The sequence below is a fragment of the Massilia phyllostachyos genome (assembly GCF_021044825.1).
Lineage (GTDB): Bacteria > Pseudomonadota > Gammaproteobacteria > Burkholderiales > Burkholderiaceae_D > Telluria > Telluria phyllostachyos.
On the sequence record NZ_JAJNOC010000005.1, the window covers coordinates 134077 to 153396 of the forward strand.

The 19320-nt window shown below is 66.1% G+C and carries 20 protein-coding genes; 13 read left to right on the forward strand and 7 right to left on the reverse strand.

Going from position 1 to position 19320, the window contains the following annotated elements; genetic code table 11:
* Nucleotides 1-16: 16 nt before the first annotated feature.
* Nucleotides 17-790, forward strand: a complete 774-nt coding sequence (locus tag LQ564_RS16105; RefSeq protein WP_231059128.1) for a glutaminyl-peptide cyclotransferase — start codon at nt 17-19, stop codon at nt 788-790.
* Here LQ564_RS16105 and LQ564_RS16110 read toward each other — a convergent pair whose 3' ends face one another.
* The 3 genes from LQ564_RS16110 to LQ564_RS16120 are packed head-to-tail and all read right to left on the reverse strand — an operon-like array spanning nt 791 to nt 3606.
* The gene (locus LQ564_RS16110; RefSeq protein WP_231059129.1) at nt 791-1816 is read right to left on the reverse strand and encodes a zinc-dependent alcohol dehydrogenase family protein; all 1026 of its coding nucleotides are present in this window, start codon (nt 1814-1816) and stop codon (nt 791-793) included.
* A gap of 34 nt (nt 1817-1850) precedes the next feature.
* Nucleotides 1851-2315 (reverse strand): DUF2269 family protein, encoded by a 465-nt coding sequence (locus LQ564_RS16115; protein WP_231059130.1) that lies wholly within the window; start codon nt 2313-2315, stop codon nt 1851-1853.
* A 1-nt stretch (nt 2316) separates the two neighbouring features.
* Complete coding sequence (locus LQ564_RS16120; RefSeq protein ID WP_231059131.1) at nt 2317-3606, reverse strand: SDR family oxidoreductase; 1290 nt, start codon at nt 3604-3606, stop codon at nt 2317-2319.
* 41 nt (nt 3607-3647) lie between these two features.
* Between LQ564_RS16120 and LQ564_RS16125 the strand changes: the two genes are divergently transcribed.
* Nucleotides 3648-4151, forward strand: a complete 504-nt coding sequence (locus tag LQ564_RS16125; RefSeq protein WP_231059132.1) for a hypothetical protein — start codon at nt 3648-3650, stop codon at nt 4149-4151.
* 49 nt (nt 4152-4200) lie between these two features.
* Nucleotides 4201-4602, forward strand: a complete 402-nt coding sequence (locus LQ564_RS16130; protein WP_231059133.1) for a hypothetical protein — start codon at nt 4201-4203, stop codon at nt 4600-4602.
* On the opposite strand, the gene LQ564_RS16135 is transcribed toward LQ564_RS16130, so the two are convergent.
* Together LQ564_RS16135 and LQ564_RS16140 are read right to left on the reverse strand one after the other, a co-directional pair.
* A complete protein-coding gene (locus LQ564_RS16135) occupies nt 4590-7559 on the reverse strand; it encodes a TonB-dependent receptor (protein WP_231059134.1) in 2970 nt (989 codons plus the stop codon). The genes LQ564_RS16130 and LQ564_RS16135 overlap by 13 nt on opposite strands.
* Nucleotides 7560-7811: 252 nt before the next feature.
* Entirely contained in the window at nt 7812-8756 is a 945-nt protein-coding gene (locus tag LQ564_RS16140; RefSeq protein WP_231059135.1) for a DUF808 domain-containing protein, read from the reverse strand.
* Between the two features lie 206 nt (nt 8757-8962).
* On the opposite strand from LQ564_RS16140, the gene LQ564_RS16145 reads away from it, so the two are divergent.
* The 7 genes from LQ564_RS16145 to lipA all read left to right on the forward strand — a co-directional run bounded on the left by LQ564_RS16145 (nt 8963) and on the right by lipA (nt 14599).
* On the forward strand, nt 8963-9181 hold the full coding sequence (locus LQ564_RS16145) for a BrnA antitoxin family protein (protein WP_231059136.1): 219 nt from the start codon (nt 8963-8965) through the stop codon (nt 9179-9181).
* 98 nt (nt 9182-9279) lie between these two features.
* Nucleotides 9280-9564 carry an HU family DNA-binding protein gene (locus LQ564_RS16150; protein ID WP_231059137.1) on the forward strand — a complete coding sequence of 95 codons (285 nt, stop codon included), beginning with the start codon at nt 9280-9282 and terminating at the stop codon, nt 9562-9564.
* 99 nt (nt 9565-9663) lie between these two features.
* Entirely contained in the window at nt 9664-10299 is a 636-nt protein-coding gene (locus LQ564_RS16155) for a LysE family transporter (RefSeq protein WP_231059138.1), read from the forward strand.
* 127 nt (nt 10300-10426) lie between these two features.
* The gene (locus LQ564_RS16160; protein ID WP_231059139.1) at nt 10427-12295 is read left to right on the forward strand and encodes a DUF6600 domain-containing protein; all 1869 of its coding nucleotides are present in this window, start codon (nt 10427-10429) and stop codon (nt 12293-12295) included.
* A 256-nt stretch (nt 12296-12551) separates the two neighbouring features.
* The gene (locus tag LQ564_RS16165) at nt 12552-12818 is read left to right on the forward strand and encodes a DUF493 family protein (protein WP_231059140.1); all 267 of its coding nucleotides are present in this window, start codon (nt 12552-12554) and stop codon (nt 12816-12818) included.
* An 87-nt stretch (nt 12819-12905) separates the two neighbouring features.
* On the forward strand, nt 12906-13592 hold the full coding sequence (lipB, locus tag LQ564_RS16170) for a lipoyl(octanoyl) transferase LipB (protein WP_231059141.1): 687 nt from the start codon (nt 12906-12908) through the stop codon (nt 13590-13592).
* A 26-nt stretch (nt 13593-13618) separates the two neighbouring features.
* Entirely contained in the window at nt 13619-14599 is a 981-nt protein-coding gene (gene lipA / locus LQ564_RS16175) for a lipoyl synthase (RefSeq protein WP_231059142.1), read from the forward strand.
* A 118-nt stretch (nt 14600-14717) separates the two neighbouring features.
* On the opposite strand, the gene ftrA is transcribed toward lipA, so the two are convergent.
* Nucleotides 14718-15710, reverse strand: coding sequence for a transcriptional regulator FtrA (ftrA, locus tag LQ564_RS16180; protein ID WP_231059143.1), 993 nt, complete (start codon nt 15708-15710; stop codon nt 14718-14720).
* Between the two features lie 92 nt (nt 15711-15802).
* Between ftrA and LQ564_RS16185 the strand changes: the two genes are divergently transcribed.
* From LQ564_RS16185 to LQ564_RS16195, 3 genes are all read left to right on the forward strand, one after another.
* Nucleotides 15803-16192: a rhodanese-like domain-containing protein gene (locus tag LQ564_RS16185; RefSeq protein WP_231059144.1), complete on the forward strand. Its 390-nt coding sequence runs from the start codon at nt 15803-15805 to the stop codon at nt 16190-16192.
* Nucleotides 16193-16257: 65 nt separating this feature from the next.
* Complete coding sequence (locus LQ564_RS16190) at nt 16258-18225, forward strand: helicase-related protein (RefSeq protein ID WP_231059145.1); 1968 nt, start codon at nt 16258-16260, stop codon at nt 18223-18225.
* Between the two features lie 124 nt (nt 18226-18349).
* Nucleotides 18350-18772: a PaaI family thioesterase gene (locus tag LQ564_RS16195; protein ID WP_231059146.1), complete on the forward strand. Its 423-nt coding sequence runs from the start codon at nt 18350-18352 to the stop codon at nt 18770-18772.
* Here LQ564_RS16195 and LQ564_RS16200 read toward each other — a convergent pair.
* Entirely contained in the window at nt 18769-19281 is a 513-nt protein-coding gene (locus tag LQ564_RS16200) for a TlpA disulfide reductase family protein (RefSeq protein WP_231059147.1), read from the reverse strand. The two genes, LQ564_RS16195 and LQ564_RS16200, sit on opposite strands and share 4 nt — an antisense overlap.
* Nucleotides 19282-19320: the final 39 nt, after the last annotated feature.

Consider the following 19320-nt stretch of genomic DNA (forward strand, 5'->3'; position numbering starts at 1 on the left):
GCTACATTTGGGCATCATGCTCAAATACGTCACCACCTTCGCGCTGGCCCTGGGCGTCAGCGCCGGCGCCCACGCACAGAACGTCCCGATCTACGGCTACGTCGTCAAGAACACCTACCCGCACGACCCCAAGGCCTTCACCCAGGGCCTGTTCTTCCGCGACGGCCACCTGTACGAGACCACGGGCCGCAACGGCACCTCCTCGCTGCGCAAGGTGGAGCTGAACACCGGCAAGGTGCTGCAGAAGTCCGACATGCCGCAGGAGATCTTCGGCGAAGGCTCGACCCCGGTCGGCAACGACATCGTTGCGCTCACCTGGACCTCGCAGGTCGGCTACGTGTTCGACATGAAGACCTTCAAGCTGAAAAGCACCTTCAAGTACGTGGGCGAAGGCTGGGGCCTGGCCAGCGACGCGAAGAACATCTACATGAGCGACGGCAGCTCCTTCATCCGCATCCTCGAACCGAAAACCTTCAAGGAACTGCGCCGCATCCAGGTGACCCACGCCGGCAAGCCGATCGAGAACCTCAACGAACTCGAGATGGTCGACGGCGAGCTGTTCTCGAACGTCTGGGGCAGTGAACTGATCCTGCGCATCGACCCCGCCAGCGGCAGCGTCAAGGGCGTGATCAACCTGGAGGGCCTGCTGCCGCCGGCGCAGCGCGGCACCGCCGACCCGGACGCCGTCTTGAACGGCATCGCCTGGGACGCCAAGCGCAAGCGCCTGTTCGTCACCGGCAAGCTGTGGCCCAAGCTGTTCGAGATCGACCTGGTGCCGCAGAAGCGCTGATCAACCCTGATCGGTGACGTCGATGACGACCTTGCCGAAGTGCGAGCCCGATTCCATGTAGCGGTAGGCCTCATTCGCCTGGCCGAAGGGGAACACGCGGTCGATGGCCGGCTTCACTCCCGTCACGTCGACGAAGCGCATCACGTCTTCCAGCATGGTGCGGCTGCCGACGAAAATCCCCACCAGGCGCTTGGCCGTGGCCAGCAGCGAAGCCGGATTGACTTCGCCGCCGAAGCCGCTGACGCCGCCGATGATGGCGACCGTGCCGCCCATCGCCGCCGCCGACACCGAGCGGTTCACGGTGCCCTTGCCGCCCACTTCCAGCACCACGTTGGCGCCGCGGCCCTGCGTGAATGCCAGCACTTCCTCGTGCCACTCCGGGATGCTGGCGTAGTTGATGGTGTGGTGGGCGCCAAGATCGCGCGCCCGCTGCAGCTTGTCGTCGCTGGACGAGGTGATGATGGTGCGCAGCCCGGCCGCCCTGGCCAGCTGCATGCCCAGCACCGACACGCCGCCGGTGCCGAGGAAGAGGGCCGTGTCGCCCGGCTTGATCGCATTGCTGGACACGAAGATCGCATTCCAGGCCGTGACGCCCGCGCAGGGCATGGTGGACGCCTCGACGAAGCTGAGCGAGGCCGGGATCTTCGCCAGCGCCTCTTCGTGCAGCACGACTTCTTCGGCCAGCATGCCGTCGATGTCGCCGCCCAGCGCGTGGCGGATCTTCTCGGGCGCGGTCATGCCGTCCTGCCAGTAAGGGAAGAAGGAGCCGGCCACCCGGTCGCCCACCTGCACCCGGGTCACGCCCGGCCCCACGGCCAGCACCTCGCCGGCGCCGTCCGAGCAGGGGACGATGGGGTCGTCCACGGTGACGAGGTAGTTGCCGCTGGCGACCATCAGGTCGCGGTAGTTGAGCGAGACCGCGTGCACGCGGACGCGCACTTCGTAGGGCGCGAGGTCGCGGTCCGGGTAGTCCACGCATTGCAGGCCATCGATGGATGCGCCGGGAAGGATCTGGTATGCCCGCATGGGGTTCTCCTTGGATGTCGGTTGAAGGTCCGGGTCACACGGGCTTGGCCACCATCAGCCAGAAGATCGCCACGAAGGCGATAAAGGCCGGCACACCCAGCGTGACCCAGATTCGGAAATAGCGCCAGTACTGCGCCGTGAGTTCGGTGCTGCTGCGCGCCGCCTCTTGCGCGATGTCGCGCATGCGGATCTGCAGCCACACCACCGGCAGCCAGCAGGCGCCGGCCAGCACGTACAGGGCGATCGACCACATGATCCACCTGCTGTGCAGCGGATAGCCGGCCAGGTGGATCATGTAGAAGCCGGTGGCCGGCTGCAGGATGGCGGTGGTGGCGGTGAACAGCCAGTCGGCGATCACGACGTATTTCGCCACCACGGCGATCGCGCGCACGTCGCGGCTGACGTTCGCGAACAGCATGTAGAAGGCCGAGCCGATGCCGGTCCCGAACAGGAAGGTGGACGACAGGATGTGCAGCCACTTGACGACGACGTAGTCCATTTCAGCGTTCCTCGAGTTCGTAGAGCAGCCAGATGGCGGCCAGCATCGGCAGGTTCTTGATGAGCGGTCCGTAGGGGTGCAGCAGGAATTCCGGCAGCCTGACGGCGATGACGACGGTATAGAAGCCGATCAGGCCGAGCTGCATCAGCCACAGCCAGCGCCGCCGCGCGAAGAACAGGATGCCCAGGCCCAGCAGCAGGTCGAAGGTGGCGGCGCCGTACAGCATCAGCGGCTGCAGCGCGTCCGGGATGCCGCTGCGCGCCAGCAGCGCATAGCTGGCCTCGACCGGATACAGGCCGTAGGACACGATCGCCGTGATCAGCCACACCGCCACGATGCTATAGCGAAGGACCGGCAGCAGCCACCCCAGCTTGGCCTGCGCGCGGGCGCCCGCTGCGTCCGCGATGAATTGCGAGACCGGCCGCGGCGGATGCCCGATCAGCTGCGCCGTCATGGCCGCGTCGCCGGCGTTGCCGCGCTCGAGCATGCGCAGCGCGTCCGGATCGAGCAGGCCGCCCGGCAGCCAGCGTCCGAGATGCGCCAGGCCGCGCGCCAGCACACCGGGCAGCGGCAGCACCTTCTGGCGTCCCATGCCCATGCCGGTCCGTAGCGCCTGCAGATAATCCACGAAGGGCATGGCCTGCGGCCCCACCAGCGGCACCCGCAACGCCGTGCCCGACCCGTGCGGGATCGGCAGCCGGTGCCTGAGCAGGCCGACGATGGCCGCCACCAGGTCGTCGATGTGGATCGGCTGCACCAGCTGCGGCGCGCTGCCCAAGCGCACGGTGAACGGCATGCTCGCCAGGGTACGGAAGGCGCGCGCGCTGGCGCCGTCGCCGCCGTAGACCAGCGAGGGCTGGACGATGTACGCGCGCAGCGGCAGCGACGCCAGGAAATCGTCGGCCGCTTTTTTCGAGAGGTGGTAGGGCGTGTCGGCCTCGCGGTCGGCGCCCAGCGCCGACAGCTGGATCACCATCTGCACCTCATGCGATTCGGCGCAGGCGGCGAACAGGGCGCGCGGCGTTTCGGTGTGCAGGCGCGCAAAGGTCTGGCTGCCGGATTCGCGGAAGATCCCGACTGTATTGACCACCGCGTCGATGCCGGAAAGGCGCGCCAGCCAAGTCGTTTGTTGGGTATCGTTGGCGAAGTCCGCATGGATATAAGTGAGGCGAGCATCGCTGCTGTTCTTGGGCTTGCGTACCGCACACACGACGTGGTGGCCTTCAGCCAGCAGCGCCTGCAGCAGGTGCTGCCCGATGAAGCCGCTGGCGCCCGTCAACAAAATCCGCATCCATGCTTCCTTTCACCACTTCAAAGACAAAGAGAAAAATCATGCAAAACTGGACCAAGACCCTCGAGCGCGGCCTCGTCTCCGGCGCCACCTCCAGCCTGCTCTCGACCGTCGCGCTGGCGATCGCCGGCAAGAAGGAGACCGGCAGCGCGCTCGCGCCGACCAATGCGGTCAGCCACTACGTGCACGGCGACAAGGCCGCGCGCAAGGGCGGCGCCTCGCTGCGCTACACGGTGACCGGCTACCTGATCCACCATGCCAGCTCGACCTTCTGGTCGCTGGTGTTCGAAAAGGTCGCCGGGCGCCACCTCGACCGCAGCTCGCCGGTGGGCATCCTCACGGCGTCGGCCGCGACGTCCGCCTTCGCCGCCTTCGCCGACTACAAGCTCACGCCGAAGCGCTTCCAGCCCGGCTACGAAAAACACCTGTCGCAGAAATCGCTGGCCGGCGTGTATGCCTGCCTGGCTCTGGGACTGGCTGTCGGGTCCACGCTCATGCGCCAGAACGAACCCGCACCCAGTCTAGAGCAGAAGCCGAAATCATGACGCGCCCACGCCGCGTGAGGGCGCCATCGGAGATTCGGGTGGAGGAAACATGCATGACTGGAACAAGGTAGTTCGGCGCGGCCTGGTCTCCGGCGCCACGTCCAGTATTCTCTCGACGGTGGCGCTGGCAGTCCTGGGCAAGAAGGAAGCCGGCAGCATCTGCGCGTCGACCAATGTGATCAGCCGCTGGATCCATGGCGACAAGGCGGCGCGCCAGCGCGGCGTCTCGATGCGCTATACCGCGCCCGGCTACCTGATCCATCACGCCAGCGCGACCTTCTGGGCGATCCTGTTCGAACGCTGCGCCGGCAAGCATCTCGACCGCAGGACGCCGGCCGGAACCTTGGGCGCCTCGGCGGCCACCGCCGCCCTGGCGCGCCCGCATCAACGAAAAAGGCCGCCCGAAGGCGGCCTCACGTTACCGATCCAGGAAAGCGATCAGAACTCGTAGCGGGCCGTGAAGCGCACGCCGCGCGGCGACTGGTACGAGGTCGGACGCTTCCAGTTCAGGTTCAGGCGGCCTTCCGCGGCGCTGGTGGTAGCGCGGCTGTAGTCGCGGATTTCGTCGTACTCGGTGGCCTTCTGCGTATTGAACACGTTGAACACGTCGACCTGCAGGGTCAGCTTCTGCGTACCGATCTTCGGCAGGTAGGCGAAGGACATGTCGAGCGACGAGGTCCATGGCGTACGGCCGAAGGTGCCGCGGTTGTGCAGCTCGCTCTTGCCCTTGTCGTTCAGGCAGTAGAACGAGGATGCGGTCGAGTAGCCGGCGGCGTCGCCGTAGTCCGGCGCGTCGTAGGGCACGAAGCCGACGCAGCTGACCGGGCGGCCGGAAGCGATGGTGGCGTTGAAGCCCAGACGCATCTGGTCGTTCAGCATGTAGTTGCCGTAGGCCTTCAGCACGTGGCGGCGATCATTCGACAGGTAGCCGGTCGAGCCACGCGTCAGCGAGGGGAAGTCGAAGTCCTGCGACACGCCCGCGTCTTCCTGGTTGATGATCGACGTCACGTAACCTTCAGCCGAACCGAACGATTTCGACAGGGTGTACGACGCGCTCAGGTTCCACTTGCCGTCGAACGGACGTTCCAGCGTGAATTCCAGCGCCTTGTACTTGCGGGTGTATTTTTCCAGGCCAATATAGGAGGCAGGGAAGGTGATCGGCACCAGCTTGCCGTTGTTGTCGATGTCTACCTGCAGGGTGACGTCCTGGCCCGGATTGACCATCATGCACTGCGCCATCGTGCTCGAATCGAAGTTCGGGTGGTTGTTATCGGCAGCCCATTTCTCGAAAGCGGAATGCGAGCAGTAGTCGTCCATGCCGTTGTTGACCTTGCGGTAGACGCCGCGCATGCCGACATTCCAGCCCTTCACGATCGCTTGCTGGAAGCCGAGGATCACCTCGTCCTGCGACATCGGCTTGAGGTTGATGTCGGCCACGGTGGCGGGGTTTGGCAGGCTGCCGTCGCCGTTGATCAGCGGCGAGCCGACCTGCTTGATGCCCAGCGGCGCGGCGGTGACGGGGTCGATGCCGGTGTAGGTGTAGAAGGTATCGCTGGACAGCTCGCCGCGGGTGGCGCGGATATTGGTGTTCGAGGCGACCGGGATGTAGTAGCGGCCGGCGGTGCCATACACCTTGGTGGTGGCGTCGCCCTTCACGTCCCACGAGAAGCCGACACGCGGCGCGCGCAGCCAGTCGGCCTTGACGAAGCTGTCGCCGTCGCCGTTCATGTTGTCGAACGACTCCCAGCGCATGCCGCCGTACAGCAGGATGTTGTCGGTGAGCTTCCAGTTGTCTTCGATGTAGTAGGCGTCGTTCTTGACTTCGAATTCACCTGAAGTGCTGGTGCTGATGCGGCCGCGTACATAGTTTCCACCCGGCGCCACGGCATTGGGGACGCCGTTGACGGTGCCGGTGGCGCTGCGCAGGTAGCGCCAGTAGATGCCGCCCGAGAAGGCCGAACCGGCTTCGGAAGAGGTGAATTTCTGCGAGTCGACACCGCCGCGCAGGGTGTGCGCGCCAAGGACCCAGTCGGCGTCCACACGGAAGGCGCGGCGCTTGTCTTCGTCGTACTCGGGCGTATTCGGGTCGCGCGCATTGGTGGCGAACGGTTCGTTCCAGCAGCCGAGCTTGGTGACATCGACGTCGTACACGGTCGGGCAATTCAGCGCCGCCACGCGGTAGCCGGTGGTACGCGGCAGCTTCTCGTCCACCGAGCCGACCAGGGCCGACAGGGTGAAATTGTCGGTCAGGTAACCGGTGTATTTGCCGATCAGGGTATGGCCGCCGCCATTGACGCTGCCGGTGGTCGGGGTGCCGACGTGGCTGCCGGCCCAGTCCTGGCTTTCGCCGGTATGGATGTAATCGATATAGTCGTACTTGGACTTGTTGGTGATGCCGGTGAATTCCAGGCGGTGGGTGTCGTTCGGCGTGAAGTCGAGCTTGACCATGCCGTTCGGCTGGGTCGACTTGGTCTCGGTGCTGCGGTTCTGGCCGAAGCTGTCGGTGGTGTCGCGGCGTCCTTCGACGAGAGCGAAGATGAACAGCTTGTCCTTGATGATCGGGCCGCCGGTATAGACGTTGGCGCTCAGGTCTTCGTTCTTGTTGTACTTGCGGAAGATCTTGTACTTGGCGTTGTCCGGGTCGAGGTCGAGCAGGTTCTTGCCGCTGGCCTGGAGCGATTCCGGCGAGAAGTAAACCGAGCCGCCGCCCTTCCAGGTGTTGGTGCCGCGCTTGGTCACCAGGCTGATCACGCCGCCCAGCGAACGGCCGTATTCGGCGCCGTAGCCGCCGCTCTTGACCTGTTGCGCGCCGATCGCCTCGAACGGCAGGTTGGCATACGACAGGAAGTTACGGATGTTGGTGACGTCGAAGCCGTTGATGTAGTAGCCGTTTTCGGCCACCGAGGCGCCGCCGAAGGACGGCAGGCTGCCGCCGCCCAGGTCCGGGTCGCCGCGCACCACGCCCGGAGCCAGGATGGCGATCGCGTTGACGTCGCGCGCCACCGGCAGCGCCGCGATCTGGTCGGCGGTGAAGACGGTGCTGGTTTCCGCGGTCGAGGTGTCGATGGCGCTGCGGGTACCCTGCACGACCACGCGCGCGACGCTGTCGCCGGCCAGGTCCACGGCCGTACCGGAACCGATCGACACGCTGACGTTGCGGGTCACGCCGCCGCTTTCGACGCGGTAGGCGCCCGGCTGCAGCTTGGCGGCGTTATAGGTGCCGTTCGGCTCGACGGTAATCGTACGCGACGAGCCGTTTTCCACGCTCGTGATCGTAATTTTTTCACCAGGCTTTGCACGGCCGTAGATCGAACCTTCCGAGCTCTGCGCAATGGCAACTGAAGAAATCAACATGCCGACTGCAATAGCGGCGGCGGTGCGCTGATAGCGCCCGGATGTGAAATGCATGGATGCTCCCTGGGTAAGTTATTGGTATTTATAATCAACCGCAGCGCATCGATGCTCAGCGTATTGACTCAGGGATAAGATCATCTATGCATACAATCTATGCATACAAGTTGTCAATTTGCTGTTTGAAATTTGCAACAGTTTTTGACAACAACATGCGGAGAGAATGAAATTGGGGGCGAACGCACGCATGGCGCATGAACATGCCGCCAAATGTGCGTTATCGAGTATGTGGATTGAATGAAGTTAAAATCAGTGCGCCGCGCCCAGCTTCTTGCCGCGCACCTTCTGGATGACGGTCACCACCGCCAGCACGATCGCACCGACCACGACACCGGCCAGCGCATCGACCACGGTCGGCGTGATCGCCGCCAGCGCGCCACCGATGCCGGGCACGCCGGCCGTCATGTGCGCCGCTTCTTCGGCAAAGTGGTGCAGCGGCGTCCAGGCGTGGGCGATGATGCCGCCGCCGACCATGAACATGGCGGCGGTGCCGACCACCGACAGGAATTTCATCAGCTTCGGCGCCGTGGCCAGCAGCAGCTTGCCCAGGCCCCGGGCAGCGCCGCTCGCCTTCTTGCTCAGCCAGAGCCCGGCGTCGTCCATCTTGACGATGCCGGCCACCAGGCCGTAGACGCCGACCGTCATGGCGATCGCGATCGCGACCAGCACCGCGACCTGCTGGCCGAACGGTGCGTTTTCCACGGTGCCGAGGGCGATCACGATGATTTCGGCCGACAGGATGAAGTCGGTGCGCACCGCGCCGCTGATCTTGTCCTTCTCCAGCGCGGCCATGTCGATGTCCGTGGCGGCCAACTTGGCGATGTGCTCGGCCTTGTGCTGCTCGTCTTCCTCCTTACTGTGCAGGAACTTGTGCGCGAGCTTCTCGAAGCCCTCGTAGCACAGGAAGGCGCCGCCGATCACCAGCAAGGGCGTGATCAGCCAGGGCACGAAGGCGGAGATCGCCAGCGCGGCCGGCACCAGGATCGCCTTGTTCTTCATCGACCCCTTGGCCACCGCCCACACCACCGGCAGTTCGCGGTCGGCATTCACGCCGGTGACCTGCTGCGCATTCAGGGCCAGGTCGTCGCCGAGCACGCCGGCGGTTTTCTTGGCCGCCACCTTGCTCATCAGGGTGACGTCGTCGAGGACGCTTGCAATATCGTCCAGTAATGCCAGCAGACTGCCTCCAGCCATCGTTTGCTCCACTTCCAGGAAATAGTATCAGGATCGCATCATCTTACCTGAGGCAAGGTTGCCGGGCACACGGTTCAGCGCGGCTTTCTGCATTTCAGTCGCGGAAATCTGCATCTCGTCGCTTTTCGCGGGTGTCGGCAAACCGGCATACGTATAGTGCAAGCTGTTGGCTGCGGTGCTGCAGCCTCGCCACCGAAGGAGAAGTCATGAATACCGAAACGACCCTGCACCCAGTGACCCCGGCGCCGGTGCGCCGCACCCGTCCGCCGAAGCGCAAGACCCGTATCACGATCTACCTCGACGACGAAGTGCTGAACGAATTCCGCAGCCTGTCCGAGCGCTGCGGCACCGGTTACCAGACCCTGATCAACGCCGCCCTGCGCCACCGCCTGGCCGCACCAGGCGTCGAAACCGGCCTGGCCTGAACGCTTCGGGAACGGGGCCCGCGTTCGCCACGGGGTAGCAAGATTACATGCAGCAATAATTATGCTAATCTTCCCGCTCTTTTAACCCCGGAGGAACTATGAAAAAAGGCGAACTGATCGCGGAATTCGCGAAGCGCACCGAAATGTCCGGCGCTGCCGCCAACACCGCGGTGAACACGATCATCGAGATCATCACCGAACGCCTGAAGAAAGGTGACACCGTCGGCATCACCGGCTTCGGCACCTTCTCGGTCACCAAGCGCGCCGCGCGCAAGGGCCGCAACCCGGCAACCGGCGAAGTCATCAAGATCGCCGCATCGAAGACCCCGCGCTTCGCTGCCGGCGCCACCCTGAAGGCTTCGGTCAACCCGAAGAAGAAGTAAGCAGTACCCGGCCACGCGCCACGCTCCGGATCCTCCGGACGCGTGCGCCGGCCCCCTTCCTTCCCTCCCCCCAGTTTCTCCCTCTTTTCCCGCCGCAGCATGCTTCTCACCACCTGGATCGCCTTCGTCATCGCCGGCTCGCTGATCGCCATTTCGCCCGGTTCCGGCGCCGTGCTGTCCATGTCGCACGGCCTCGCCTATGGGGTCAGGAAGGCCAGCGCCACCGTGCTCGGCCTGCAGTTCGGCCTGATCCTGGTGCTGGTCATCGCCGGCGCCGGCGTCGGTTCGCTGCTGCTGGCGTCAAACACCGCCTTCACCGTCGTCAAGGTCATCGGCGCCCTGTACCTGATCTGGCTCGGCATCGGCCAGTGGCGCGCCAAAGCCGACGCGCCCGCCGTGGACACCGCCGGCATGGCGGCCCACCCGAGCTTCGGCAAGCGCGTCATGACCGGTTTCCTGACCAATGCGACCAATCCGAAGGGCATCATCTTCATGGTTGCGGTGCTGCCGCAATTCATCGCCAAGGAAGCGCCGCTGCTGCCGCAGCTGGCGATCCTGGGCGTGACCATGGTGACCATCGATTCCATCGTCATGCACGGCTATGCCACGCTGGCCTCGTCGATGCAGCGTTTCTTCCGCGATGCGCGCGCGGTGAAAATCCAGAACCGCGTGTTCGGCGCCGTGCTGATGCTGATGGGGTCGCTGCTATTCCTGGTCGAGCCGACGCACCGCTGAGTTTGTATCCGCCGTGTTGCGTTACCCGGCGATTGAAACTTTCTGTAAGTTACGTAGTCCTTGCGCGCGCTCGTGCGTTGTAATCAGGGTGCACCTTCCTCGTCCCCTAGCCCTGCTGGAGCCCGACATGAACAAGCGTTTCGCCAAGACCGCCGTGATGCTCGCGCTCGCGGCGCTATCCACTGCCGCCCTCGCGCAAGACACCCTGGACACCGAACCGCCGGGCCGGGTCGGCCGGGTCGCGCTGGTGCAGGGCAAGGTCAGCATCGGCGGCGACGTCGGCGAAGCCAGCCAGGACGCCCTGGTCAACTGGCCGGTCACGACGCGCAACCTGATCACCACCGAGGCGGGCGGGCGCACCGAAGTGCGGATCGGCTCGACCGCGATCCGGGTCGACGCCGACAGCTCGCTCGAGATCACCGAACTGGACGACGACAGCATGCGCCTGCGCCTGCACTACGGCAGCGCCAGCATCCGCATCCTGAGCGAGGACGTGCTGCCCGAGTTCGAACTGAGCACGCCGCAGGGCCGCGTGCGCATGCTGAAACCCGGCCGCCTGCGGGTGGACGCCGAGCGCGTGCGCGACACCAGCGTGGTCAGCGTGTTCGACGGCGAAGCGCAGGTCGACGGCGGCGGCGCGAGTTTGACGATCCGCGCCGGCCGCAGCGCCGAGCTGCGCGACGAGGACGTGCGCACCCTGCAGGCGAGAAGCGACGCTTTCGACAGCTGGGCGCTGGAGCGCGACCGCGCCTTCGACGGTGCGCGCTCGGCGCGCTACGTCACCACCGACATGACCGGCTACGAAGAGCTGGACCGCCACGGCAGCTGGCAGGACGACCCGGAATATGGCGCCCTGTGGCTGCCGACGGTGTCCTCGAGCTGGGTGCCCTACCGCGACGGCCGCTGGACCTGGATCGCCCCCTGGGGCTGGACCTGGGTCGACAACGCGCCCTGGGGCTATGCGCCCTTCCACTACGGCCGCTGGGTGCAGGTGCGCAACCGCTGGGCCTGGGCCCCGGGCCACATCGAGCGCCGTCCGGTCTGGGCGCCGGCGCTGGTCGGCTGGGTCGGGGGCGGCGGCTGGAGCGTCGGCTTCAACCTGCACGGCTCGCGCCCCGCGACCGGCTGGTATCCGCTCGGCCCGCGCGACCATTTCGTGCCGGGCTACCGGCTGTCGGACGAGCGCCTGCGCCGGCTGAACGCCTGGCGCGACCGCAAGGATGACCATCGCGGGCCGCGCGGCCGCGGTGACCGTGACCATGACCGTGGCGATGGTCCGGGCCGCCCGGATTACCGCCACCGCGGCCTGACCGTGGTCCCGCAGGCGAACTTCGGCCAGCGCGGACCGGTCGTGGTGCCGAACGTGCCGCGGGCGACGCCGTCGCCGCAGGCGATTCTGAGCGCGCCCGGCGCCGCTCCGCCGCCGCCGCAGGGCTGGCGCGGCGGCGATGCGCGCCGCATCGAAGCGCGCGACCGCGTGCTGCGCGAGGGCCGCGACCTCGATGGCGAGCGTAACGAGCGTCCGCGTTTCGATCGCGCCGAGCGCAACGACGGGCCGCGGTTCGACCGTCACGATGGAGCGCCTCCGGACCGTGGCCAGCGTCCGCCTGTCCTGTCGACCAATCCGGCGCCCCAGCCCGGCGTGATCGCGGCGCCGGCTCCGCTGGCGGCGCAGCCGTCCCGTCCGCAGAACCTGCCGCGCTTCGATCGTGGCAACGACAATGAGCGCGAGCGTGGAAACCGTTTCGACCGCGGCGACCGTGGCGGCGAGCGCTTCGAGGGCCGCCGCGAGCGTCCGCAACCGCTGGTGGCGATGCCGCAGCAGGCGGAGCGGCCGGCGCCCGCCCCCGCCCCTGTCATGGCCCCGCCCCCGCAGCGCGTCGCGCCGCCGCCGCCGCAAGCCATCGCTCCGCCGCCGCCACGCGCCGAGGCGCCGGGAGCCCAGCGTTTCCGCGAACGGTCGCGGGTGCACGACCAGGCGCCCCGCAATGAATAACCGCCTAGTCCGCATTTTGCGTCGACTGTCGCGGCAAAGCGCAGTTCGTCGCATGCGGGTCGCGGTCAGGGATGGCATTGGATAAAGTAGCGTCAGCGCTTCGCAGGCCGCAACACCTGCAAGGCACTGCAACATATCCCGCTATTTCCCCCAACTCAGGAATAGTTCAGGCCGGCCTCAGCGCCGGCCTCTTTTTTTCCAGCAAAGCATCGCCATATCGGAGGGACTACAATAACGCTTTGCACAGGACAAAATCATGGACCCGAAAGACTCCCTCATCGAATACCCGAGCGACTTCCCGATCAAGGTGATGGGCGCGACCCACGTCGACTTCGCGCCGGCGATCGTCGAGGTGATCATGCAGCTGGATCCGACTTTCCATGAAGGCAAGATGCAGAGCCGTCCCTCGGCCAAGGGCAACTACACCGGCCTGACCGTGACCGTGCGCGCCACCAGCCGCGAGATGCTGGACGACGTCTACCGCGCCCTGTCGACCCACCACATGGTCAAGATGGTCCTGTAAGCGACCCGGGAAAATGGACGGCCGTCAGGCGCGGACGATCGCGCTGTCTTATAATGACGGGGCTGTCCATATTCCCTCCCTATACCAATGACCCGTCCCGCCACGCCGCTGATCCGCGAGCTCGGCCGCGCCGACTACGAACCCACCTTCGCCGCGATGCGCGCCTTCACCGACGCGCGCACGCCCGACACCCGGGACGAGCTGTGGATCGTCGAGCACCCGCCCGTGTTCACCCTGGGCCTCGGCGCCGACCATGCCCACGTGCTGGCGCCCCATGGCGTCCCGGTGGTCCAGACCGACCGCGGCGGCGAGGTCACCTACCACGGTCCCGGCCAGGTTGTCATTTACCTATTGATGGACCTGCGCCGCAACAAGCCGGGCGGCAAGCTGTATGCCCGTCAGTTTGTGGCGAAAATCGAACAGGCGGTCATCGAGGTGCTGGCGGCGTATAATCTCGCGGGCGAACGCGTTGCCGGCGCGCCCGGCATCTACATGGCTGACGGCCCGAAGCGGGGCGCGAAGATCGCCGCCCTCGGCCTCAAGGTGCGCGGCAACGGCTGCACCTACCATGGGGTCTCGCTGAACGTGGCGATGGACCTGGCCCCGTTCACCTGGATCAACCCCTGCGGTTACTCCGGGCTGGCCACGGTCGACATGCGCACGATGGGCGTGGACGCCCCGCTGGCCGATGTCCAGCAGGCCCTGGCGCAGGAATTGGTGCGCCAGCTGGCGACGGCCGATGTGCCGGCGCCGGAAACCGAACAAACTCTCTGAATGGAAGCCCGCCAGGGCACGAGCCAATGACTATCGACACCAGCACCGCTACCGCCTACGACGCCACCGAAAAGCAGAAGGGCGCCAGCAAGACCTCGCGCATCCCGATCAAGATCGTGCCGATCGCCGACGCCGAGCGCCTGAAGAAGCCGGACTGGATCCGCGTCAAGGCCGCCACCGCCTCCTCGCGCTTCTACGAGATCAAGGACATCCTGCGCGCCAACAACCTGGTGACCGTGTGCGAAGAAGCCAGCTGCCCGAACATCGGCGAATGCTTCGGCAAGGGCACCGCGACCTTCATGATCATGGGCGACAAGTGCACCCGCCGCTGCCCCTTCTGCGACGTCGGCCACGGCCGTCCGGACCCGCTGGACGTGAACGAGCCGGGCAACCTGGCCAAGACCATCGCCGACCTGCGCCTGTCCTACGTCGTGATCACCTCGGTCGACCGCGACGACCTGCGTGACGGCGGCGCCGGCCACTTCGTCGAGTGCATCAGCAAGACCCGCGCCCTGTCGCCGAACACCAAGATCGAAGTGCTGGTGCCGGACTTCCGCGGTCGTCTCGAAAAAGCCCTGAACATCTTCGCCGACGGCCTGCCGGACGTCATGAACCACAACCTGGAAACCGTGCCGCGCCTGTACAAGGAAGCGCGCCCGGGCGCCGACTACCAGCACTCGCTGGTGCTGCTGCGCGACTTCAAGAAGAAATACCCGAACGCCGTCACCAAGTCGGGCCTGATGGTCGGCCTGGGCGAGACGGATGAGGAGATCCTCGAAGTCATGCGCGACATGCGCGAGCACGACATCGACATGCTGACCATCGGCCAGTACCTGGCGCCGTCCAACTCGCACCTGCCGGTGCGCCGCTACGTGCACCCGGATACCTTCAAGATGTTCGAAGAGAAGGCTTACGAGATGGGCTTCGTGCACGCTGCCGTGGGCGCGATGGTGCGGTCGTCGTATCACGCGGACCAGCAGGCGCACGAGGCGGGTGTCGCCGCGTAATCGCGCGTCATTTCAGCCAGACGGCCGGCCCCGCACCCTGCGGCGCCGGCCGTTTTTGTAGGGTGGGCGGTCCCCGCCCACGCGTTCAAATCACGTCAATCGGCCCGCTCCGTGGCTTTCACCCGTTCGTTGAACCCGTGGGCGGAGGACCGCCCACCCTACGGTGATCGAGCCGGTGACGGTAGCTGCCAGGCGCAGATAGCCCATGACTGCGAAAGTGACGCCGCAGCGATTCGGGCGAACCGAGACCAGACAAATCGGCGACCGCTTCCAGCCCCAGTGCAGGCCGGGTCTCCAGGATGTGCTCCGCCAGCTGCACGCGCTCCTTCACCAGCCAGGCCAGCGGCGTCGATCCGGTCCCCTCCTTGAAGCGGCGCTGGAAGGTGCGCGCACCCATCTTCGCCTGCGCCGCCATCGATTCCACCGAGTGCTCCGCGCGCAGGTTCTCGCGCACCCAGTCCATCAGCCGCGCGATCGCATTGTGTTCACTCGACGGCAGCGGACGCGCCACCAGCTGCGCTTGACCGCCATCGCGGTGGCTTGGCACCACCAGGCGCTGGGCGACGCGGTTGGCGATGTCGACACCGAAGTCGCTGCGCACCAGGTGCAGCAGCATGTCCAGGCCCGCCGCGGAACCGGCCGACGTGACGATGCGGCCGTCTTGGACGTACAGCACGCCCTGTTCCACATCGATGTTCGGGAATGCGGCTTCCAGCTGGTCCAGATAGCGCCAGTGCGTGGTCGCGCGGCGGCCGCCCAGCAGCCCCGCATGCGCCAGGACGAAGGCGCCCGAGCAGATCGAGCAGAGACGTGCGCCGCGTGCGGCGGCCTGTTGCAGCGCCTCGATCAATGCCGGTGGCGGCGCCGCGTCGGCTCCGCGCCAGCCCGGAATCACGACGGTGTCGGCGCGCGCGACTTCCTCGAGCCCGTGCGGCGCCGCGACCGTCAATCCGCCGGCGGCGCGCAACGGCCCTGCCTCGACGGCGCACACCGCATACGAATACCAGGGCACGCCGAGCTCCGGCCGGTCCAGCGCGAAGAGCTCGACGGCGCAGCCGAATTCGAAGGTGCACAGGCCGTCGTAGGCCAGGATGGCGACGTGGTGGGGCATGGCGCGATGTTACCAGTTTCTGTCGCGCCGACGCCTGCCCTGCCCGGCCGCTACCTGCGAGACTGGAGACTCGTTCAACCCAGGAGTCCACCATGCCATCCAGCGTATCCGCAGTACCCGCCGCGCCGAGCGACCAGGCGCTCGTCCACTTCGCATCGAGCTTCACCTTCGAGACCGACTGCGCCGACGTGCATGCGGCGTTTGCAGCACAGGAGCAGGATTTCGTCCTGCTCGACGTGCGCAGTCCCGCGCTGTACGCGCGCGGCCACGTCCCCGGCGCGCTGAATCTGCCGCAGGGGAAGATCGTCGAGGCCAAGCTGCGCGAGTATTCGATGGACACGCTGTTCGTGGTCTACTGCGCCGGCCCGCATTGCAACGGCGCGCATCGCGCGGCCGAGCGGCTGGCGCGTCTTGGCCGGCCGGTCAAGCTGATGATCGGCGGCGTTACCGGCTGGCTCGACGAGGGCTTTACCCTGGCTTGATGCGTGCCGTGTCCGGGCGCGCGCTGCGATATAGTGGATGCCAACGAAACATCCGCAAGCATCCAATGAATCACACCCCTGACGACACCGAACACGACGACGCCTTCCTCGAACGCGAGCTCGACTTCGCCGAGCGCGGCATCGAGCTGGTCAAGATGGAAGGCCGCGTGTTCCTGCGCTTTTCCGGCGAGGTGCGCTACGAAGGCCTGCGCGTGCCCTACCGCCTGGTGCCGGCGCGCGGCGTGCTGGCCAAGCCGAGCAAGTGGCGCAAGATGGACATGCTCGCGCGGCGCGAACTACTGGAAGAACGCGCGACGCCAGACGCCATCGAAGCGCTGCAGACCGAGGCCGAGGAGTTCGTGCGCGACATCGCGGAAGAAGCCGACGATTTCGGCTGGGACCCGATGACCTTCCTGCACGTCCTCGACGAGCTGGAAACCTCGGAGCCGGCCGAATACGTGTTCCAGCGGATCTCGCAGCGCCTGACCCACGCGGTCGAGCGCGAGCAGGAAGAACGCTTCGCGGCGCGCACCAAGGAAAGCATCAACCTGGCCGAGTACCCCGAATCCTTCGAGGTCGCCAGCAAGATGGGCCGCAAGTTCATCGCCCTGCTCGGGCCCACCAATTCGGGCAAGACCCACCGTGCGATGGAAGCGCTGGCCAAGGCCGACAGCGGCGTCTATCTTGCGCCGCTGCGCCTGCTGGCGCTGGAAAACTACGAGCGCCTGCAGAACACGGCCGGCAAAGAGATCGCGGTCAGCCTGATCACCGGGGAGGAGCGCCGCATCGCCGAAGGCGCGACCCACGTCGCCAGCACCGTCGAGATGCTGGACACGAAGACGCCGGTGGAAGTCGCCGTCATCGACGAGATCCAGATGCTGGCCGACCGCGACCGCGGCGCTGCCTGGACCGCGGCGGTGTGCGGCGCGCCCGCGTCGACCGTCTACCTGGTCGGGGCGCCGGAAGCGCGCCGCGCGATCGAGGCGCTGGCCGAGCGGCTGGAAGTGCCGCTGGAAGTCCATGTACTGAAGCGCATGGCGCCGCTGGCGATGGAGCCGTCGGCGGTGCGCAAGCTCGGCAACCTGCGCCGCGGCGACGCCGTCATCGCCTTCTCGCGCCGCGACGTGCTGATGTGGCGCGACATGATCACCGAGAAGGGCCTGTCGGTGGCGACCGTCTACGGCAACCTGTCGCCCGAGGTGCGCCGGGCCCAGGCCGAGCGCTTCCGCGAAGGGCAGGCCGACGTCGTGGTCGGCACCGATGCGCTGGCGATGGGCCTGAACATGCCGATCGCGCGCATCGTGATGACGACCGCCGTCAAGTACAACGGCTACGAGGAAGAGGAAATCTCGGCCGCGCTGGCCAAGCAGATCGCCGGACGGGCAGGGCGCTACGGCGTGCACGAGGAAGGTTTCGTGGCCGGCTACGACGATGACACCCACCAGGTCATGCGCGCACTGATGAAGGAAAAGATCCCACCGGTGGCGGCCACCGGCTTCGCCGTCGCGCCCTCGCTGGAACAGCTGCACCGCATTTCGTCGGTGACGGGCGAGACGTCCCTGGTAAAGCTGCTCAAGCGCTTCGTCCACAACATCGACGTCCCGGACGGTTTCTTCTACCCGCGCATCACCGAGGAACAGAACGAGCGCGCCGAGTGGCTCGACACCTTGCCGCTGTCGGTGGCCGAGAAGTTCATGCTGTCGCTGGTGCCGATCTCGAGCCGGGTGCCGGTGCTGCAAAGCGCCTGGGAGCACTGGGCGCTGTCGCTGGCGAAGAAAAAAATCTGCAAGCTGACGCCGCCGACGCGGGAGCTGTATTACATGAATCTGCAGGAGGTCGAGGATACCTGCCGCATGTATTCGGCGTATGCGTGGCTGGGGTATCGCGAGCCGGAGCATTTTCCGAGCATCGCGCTGGCGCAGCAGCTGGCGCGGGAGGCGTCGGAGAGGGTGGATGCGATGCTGCAGCAGCAGAATACGGCGGCGCGGCAGCGGGGGAGTGGTGGACGGACGAGTGGCAAGCGCAGGCGCTAACGGGTGCGGTACGAACTTGGGTTCCGGCGAAGGCCGGAACCCAAGTTTGCTCGATCAGCCACTAGCCCAAGCACGATAAATACCAGCAGTGTACGATCGTGCTTTTAAACAAAGCGACATCACCGTGAACCCCAAATACACCCCAGAATCCTTCAACGAATTCGGCCAACCCTACCTCCCCGGCCACCTCGGCATCGTCATCACCGAAGTGAGCGAAGGCCGCGTATGCGCCGAACTCCCGGTCCAGCCCCACCTGCTGGCCCCGAACGGCTACCTGCACGCCGGCAGCGTGGTGACCCTGGCCGACACCGCGGCCGGCTACGCCTGCATCGCCCACCTCCCGGAAGGCGCGAACAGCTTCACCACCATCGAACTGAAATCGAACCACCTCGGCACCGCGCGCCAGGGCACGATCGCGGTGGTGGCGACCGCCGTCCACCTGGGCCGCACCACCCACGTGTGGGATGCGACCGTGATGGACAAGGACAGCGGCAAGACCATCGCCCTGTTCCGCTGTACCCAGATGATTCTTTACCCGAAGGCTTAAGAGGACAGCTCTTTCTCGATCAGCTTGTGCAGGGCCGGGAACTCCGGCTCGCCCACATAGCGCTTGATGATCTTGCCCTGCTTGTCGATCAGGAAGGTGGTCGGGGTCAGGGTGACGTCGCCGAACTGCTTCGCGATGTCGCCGGCCGAGTCGATCGCCACCGTGAAGGGGAGCTTGCGGGTCTCGGTGAAGTTCAGCACGTAGTTGGGCGGATCGTACTGCATCGCCACCGCCACGAACTCCAGCCCCTGCCCCTTGTACTTTTCAAAGGTCTCGACCATCTGCGGCATCTCCTTGACGCAGGTGGTGCAGGAGGTGGCCCAGAAGTTGACCATCACGACCTTGCCGCGCAGGGCGCCGGTGCTGATCTTGTCGCCCTTGATGCTGATGAAGGTGACGTCGGGCGCCGGAGTGCTGCCGTAGAAGGAGGCGTAGCCGATGCCGGCCAGCGCCAGCACCACCGCGGCTGCGGCGGCGGGCTTGAACCAGGAACTCGAGGAAGGAATCATGGCGGGTGTCGATGGAAAAACGGCAGGACCGCAGTCCTG

Coding starts and splice junctions, on each gene's coding strand:
- LQ564_RS16105 (WP_231059128.1), top strand. CDS start 17: ATGCTCAAATACGTCACCACCTTCGCGCTGGCCCTGGGCGTCAGCGCC.
- LQ564_RS16110 (WP_231059129.1), bottom strand. CDS start 1,816: ATGCGGGCATACCAGATCCTTCCCGGCGCATCCATCGATGGCCTGCAA.
- LQ564_RS16115 (WP_231059130.1), bottom strand. CDS start 2,315: ATGGACTACGTCGTCGTCAAGTGGCTGCACATCCTGTCGTCCACCTTC.
- LQ564_RS16120 (WP_231059131.1), bottom strand. CDS start 3,606: ATGCGGATTTTGTTGACGGGCGCCAGCGGCTTCATCGGGCAGCACCTG.
- LQ564_RS16125 (WP_231059132.1), top strand. CDS start 3,648: ATGCAAAACTGGACCAAGACCCTCGAGCGCGGCCTCGTCTCCGGCGCC.
- LQ564_RS16130 (WP_231059133.1), top strand. CDS start 4,201: ATGCATGACTGGAACAAGGTAGTTCGGCGCGGCCTGGTCTCCGGCGCC.
- LQ564_RS16135 (WP_231059134.1), bottom strand. CDS start 7,559: ATGCATTTCACATCCGGGCGCTATCAGCGCACCGCCGCCGCTATTGCA.
- LQ564_RS16140 (WP_231059135.1), bottom strand. CDS start 8,756: ATGGCTGGAGGCAGTCTGCTGGCATTACTGGACGATATTGCAAGCGTC.
- LQ564_RS16145 (WP_231059136.1), top strand. CDS start 8,963: ATGAATACCGAAACGACCCTGCACCCAGTGACCCCGGCGCCGGTGCGC.
- LQ564_RS16150 (WP_231059137.1), top strand. CDS start 9,280: ATGAAAAAAGGCGAACTGATCGCGGAATTCGCGAAGCGCACCGAAATG.
- LQ564_RS16155 (WP_231059138.1), top strand. CDS start 9,664: ATGCTTCTCACCACCTGGATCGCCTTCGTCATCGCCGGCTCGCTGATC.
- LQ564_RS16160 (WP_231059139.1), top strand. CDS start 10,427: ATGAACAAGCGTTTCGCCAAGACCGCCGTGATGCTCGCGCTCGCGGCG.
- LQ564_RS16165 (WP_231059140.1), top strand. CDS start 12,552: ATGGACCCGAAAGACTCCCTCATCGAATACCCGAGCGACTTCCCGATC.
- lipB (WP_231059141.1), top strand. CDS start 12,906: ATGACCCGTCCCGCCACGCCGCTGATCCGCGAGCTCGGCCGCGCCGAC.
- lipA (WP_231059142.1), top strand. CDS start 13,619: ATGACTATCGACACCAGCACCGCTACCGCCTACGACGCCACCGAAAAG.
- ftrA (WP_231059143.1), bottom strand. CDS start 15,710: ATGCCCCACCACGTCGCCATCCTGGCCTACGACGGCCTGTGCACCTTC.
- LQ564_RS16185 (WP_231059144.1), top strand. CDS start 15,803: ATGCCATCCAGCGTATCCGCAGTACCCGCCGCGCCGAGCGACCAGGCG.
- LQ564_RS16190 (WP_231059145.1), top strand. CDS start 16,258: ATGAATCACACCCCTGACGACACCGAACACGACGACGCCTTCCTCGAA.
- LQ564_RS16200 (WP_231059147.1), bottom strand. CDS start 19,281: ATGATTCCTTCCTCGAGTTCCTGGTTCAAGCCCGCCGCCGCAGCCGCG.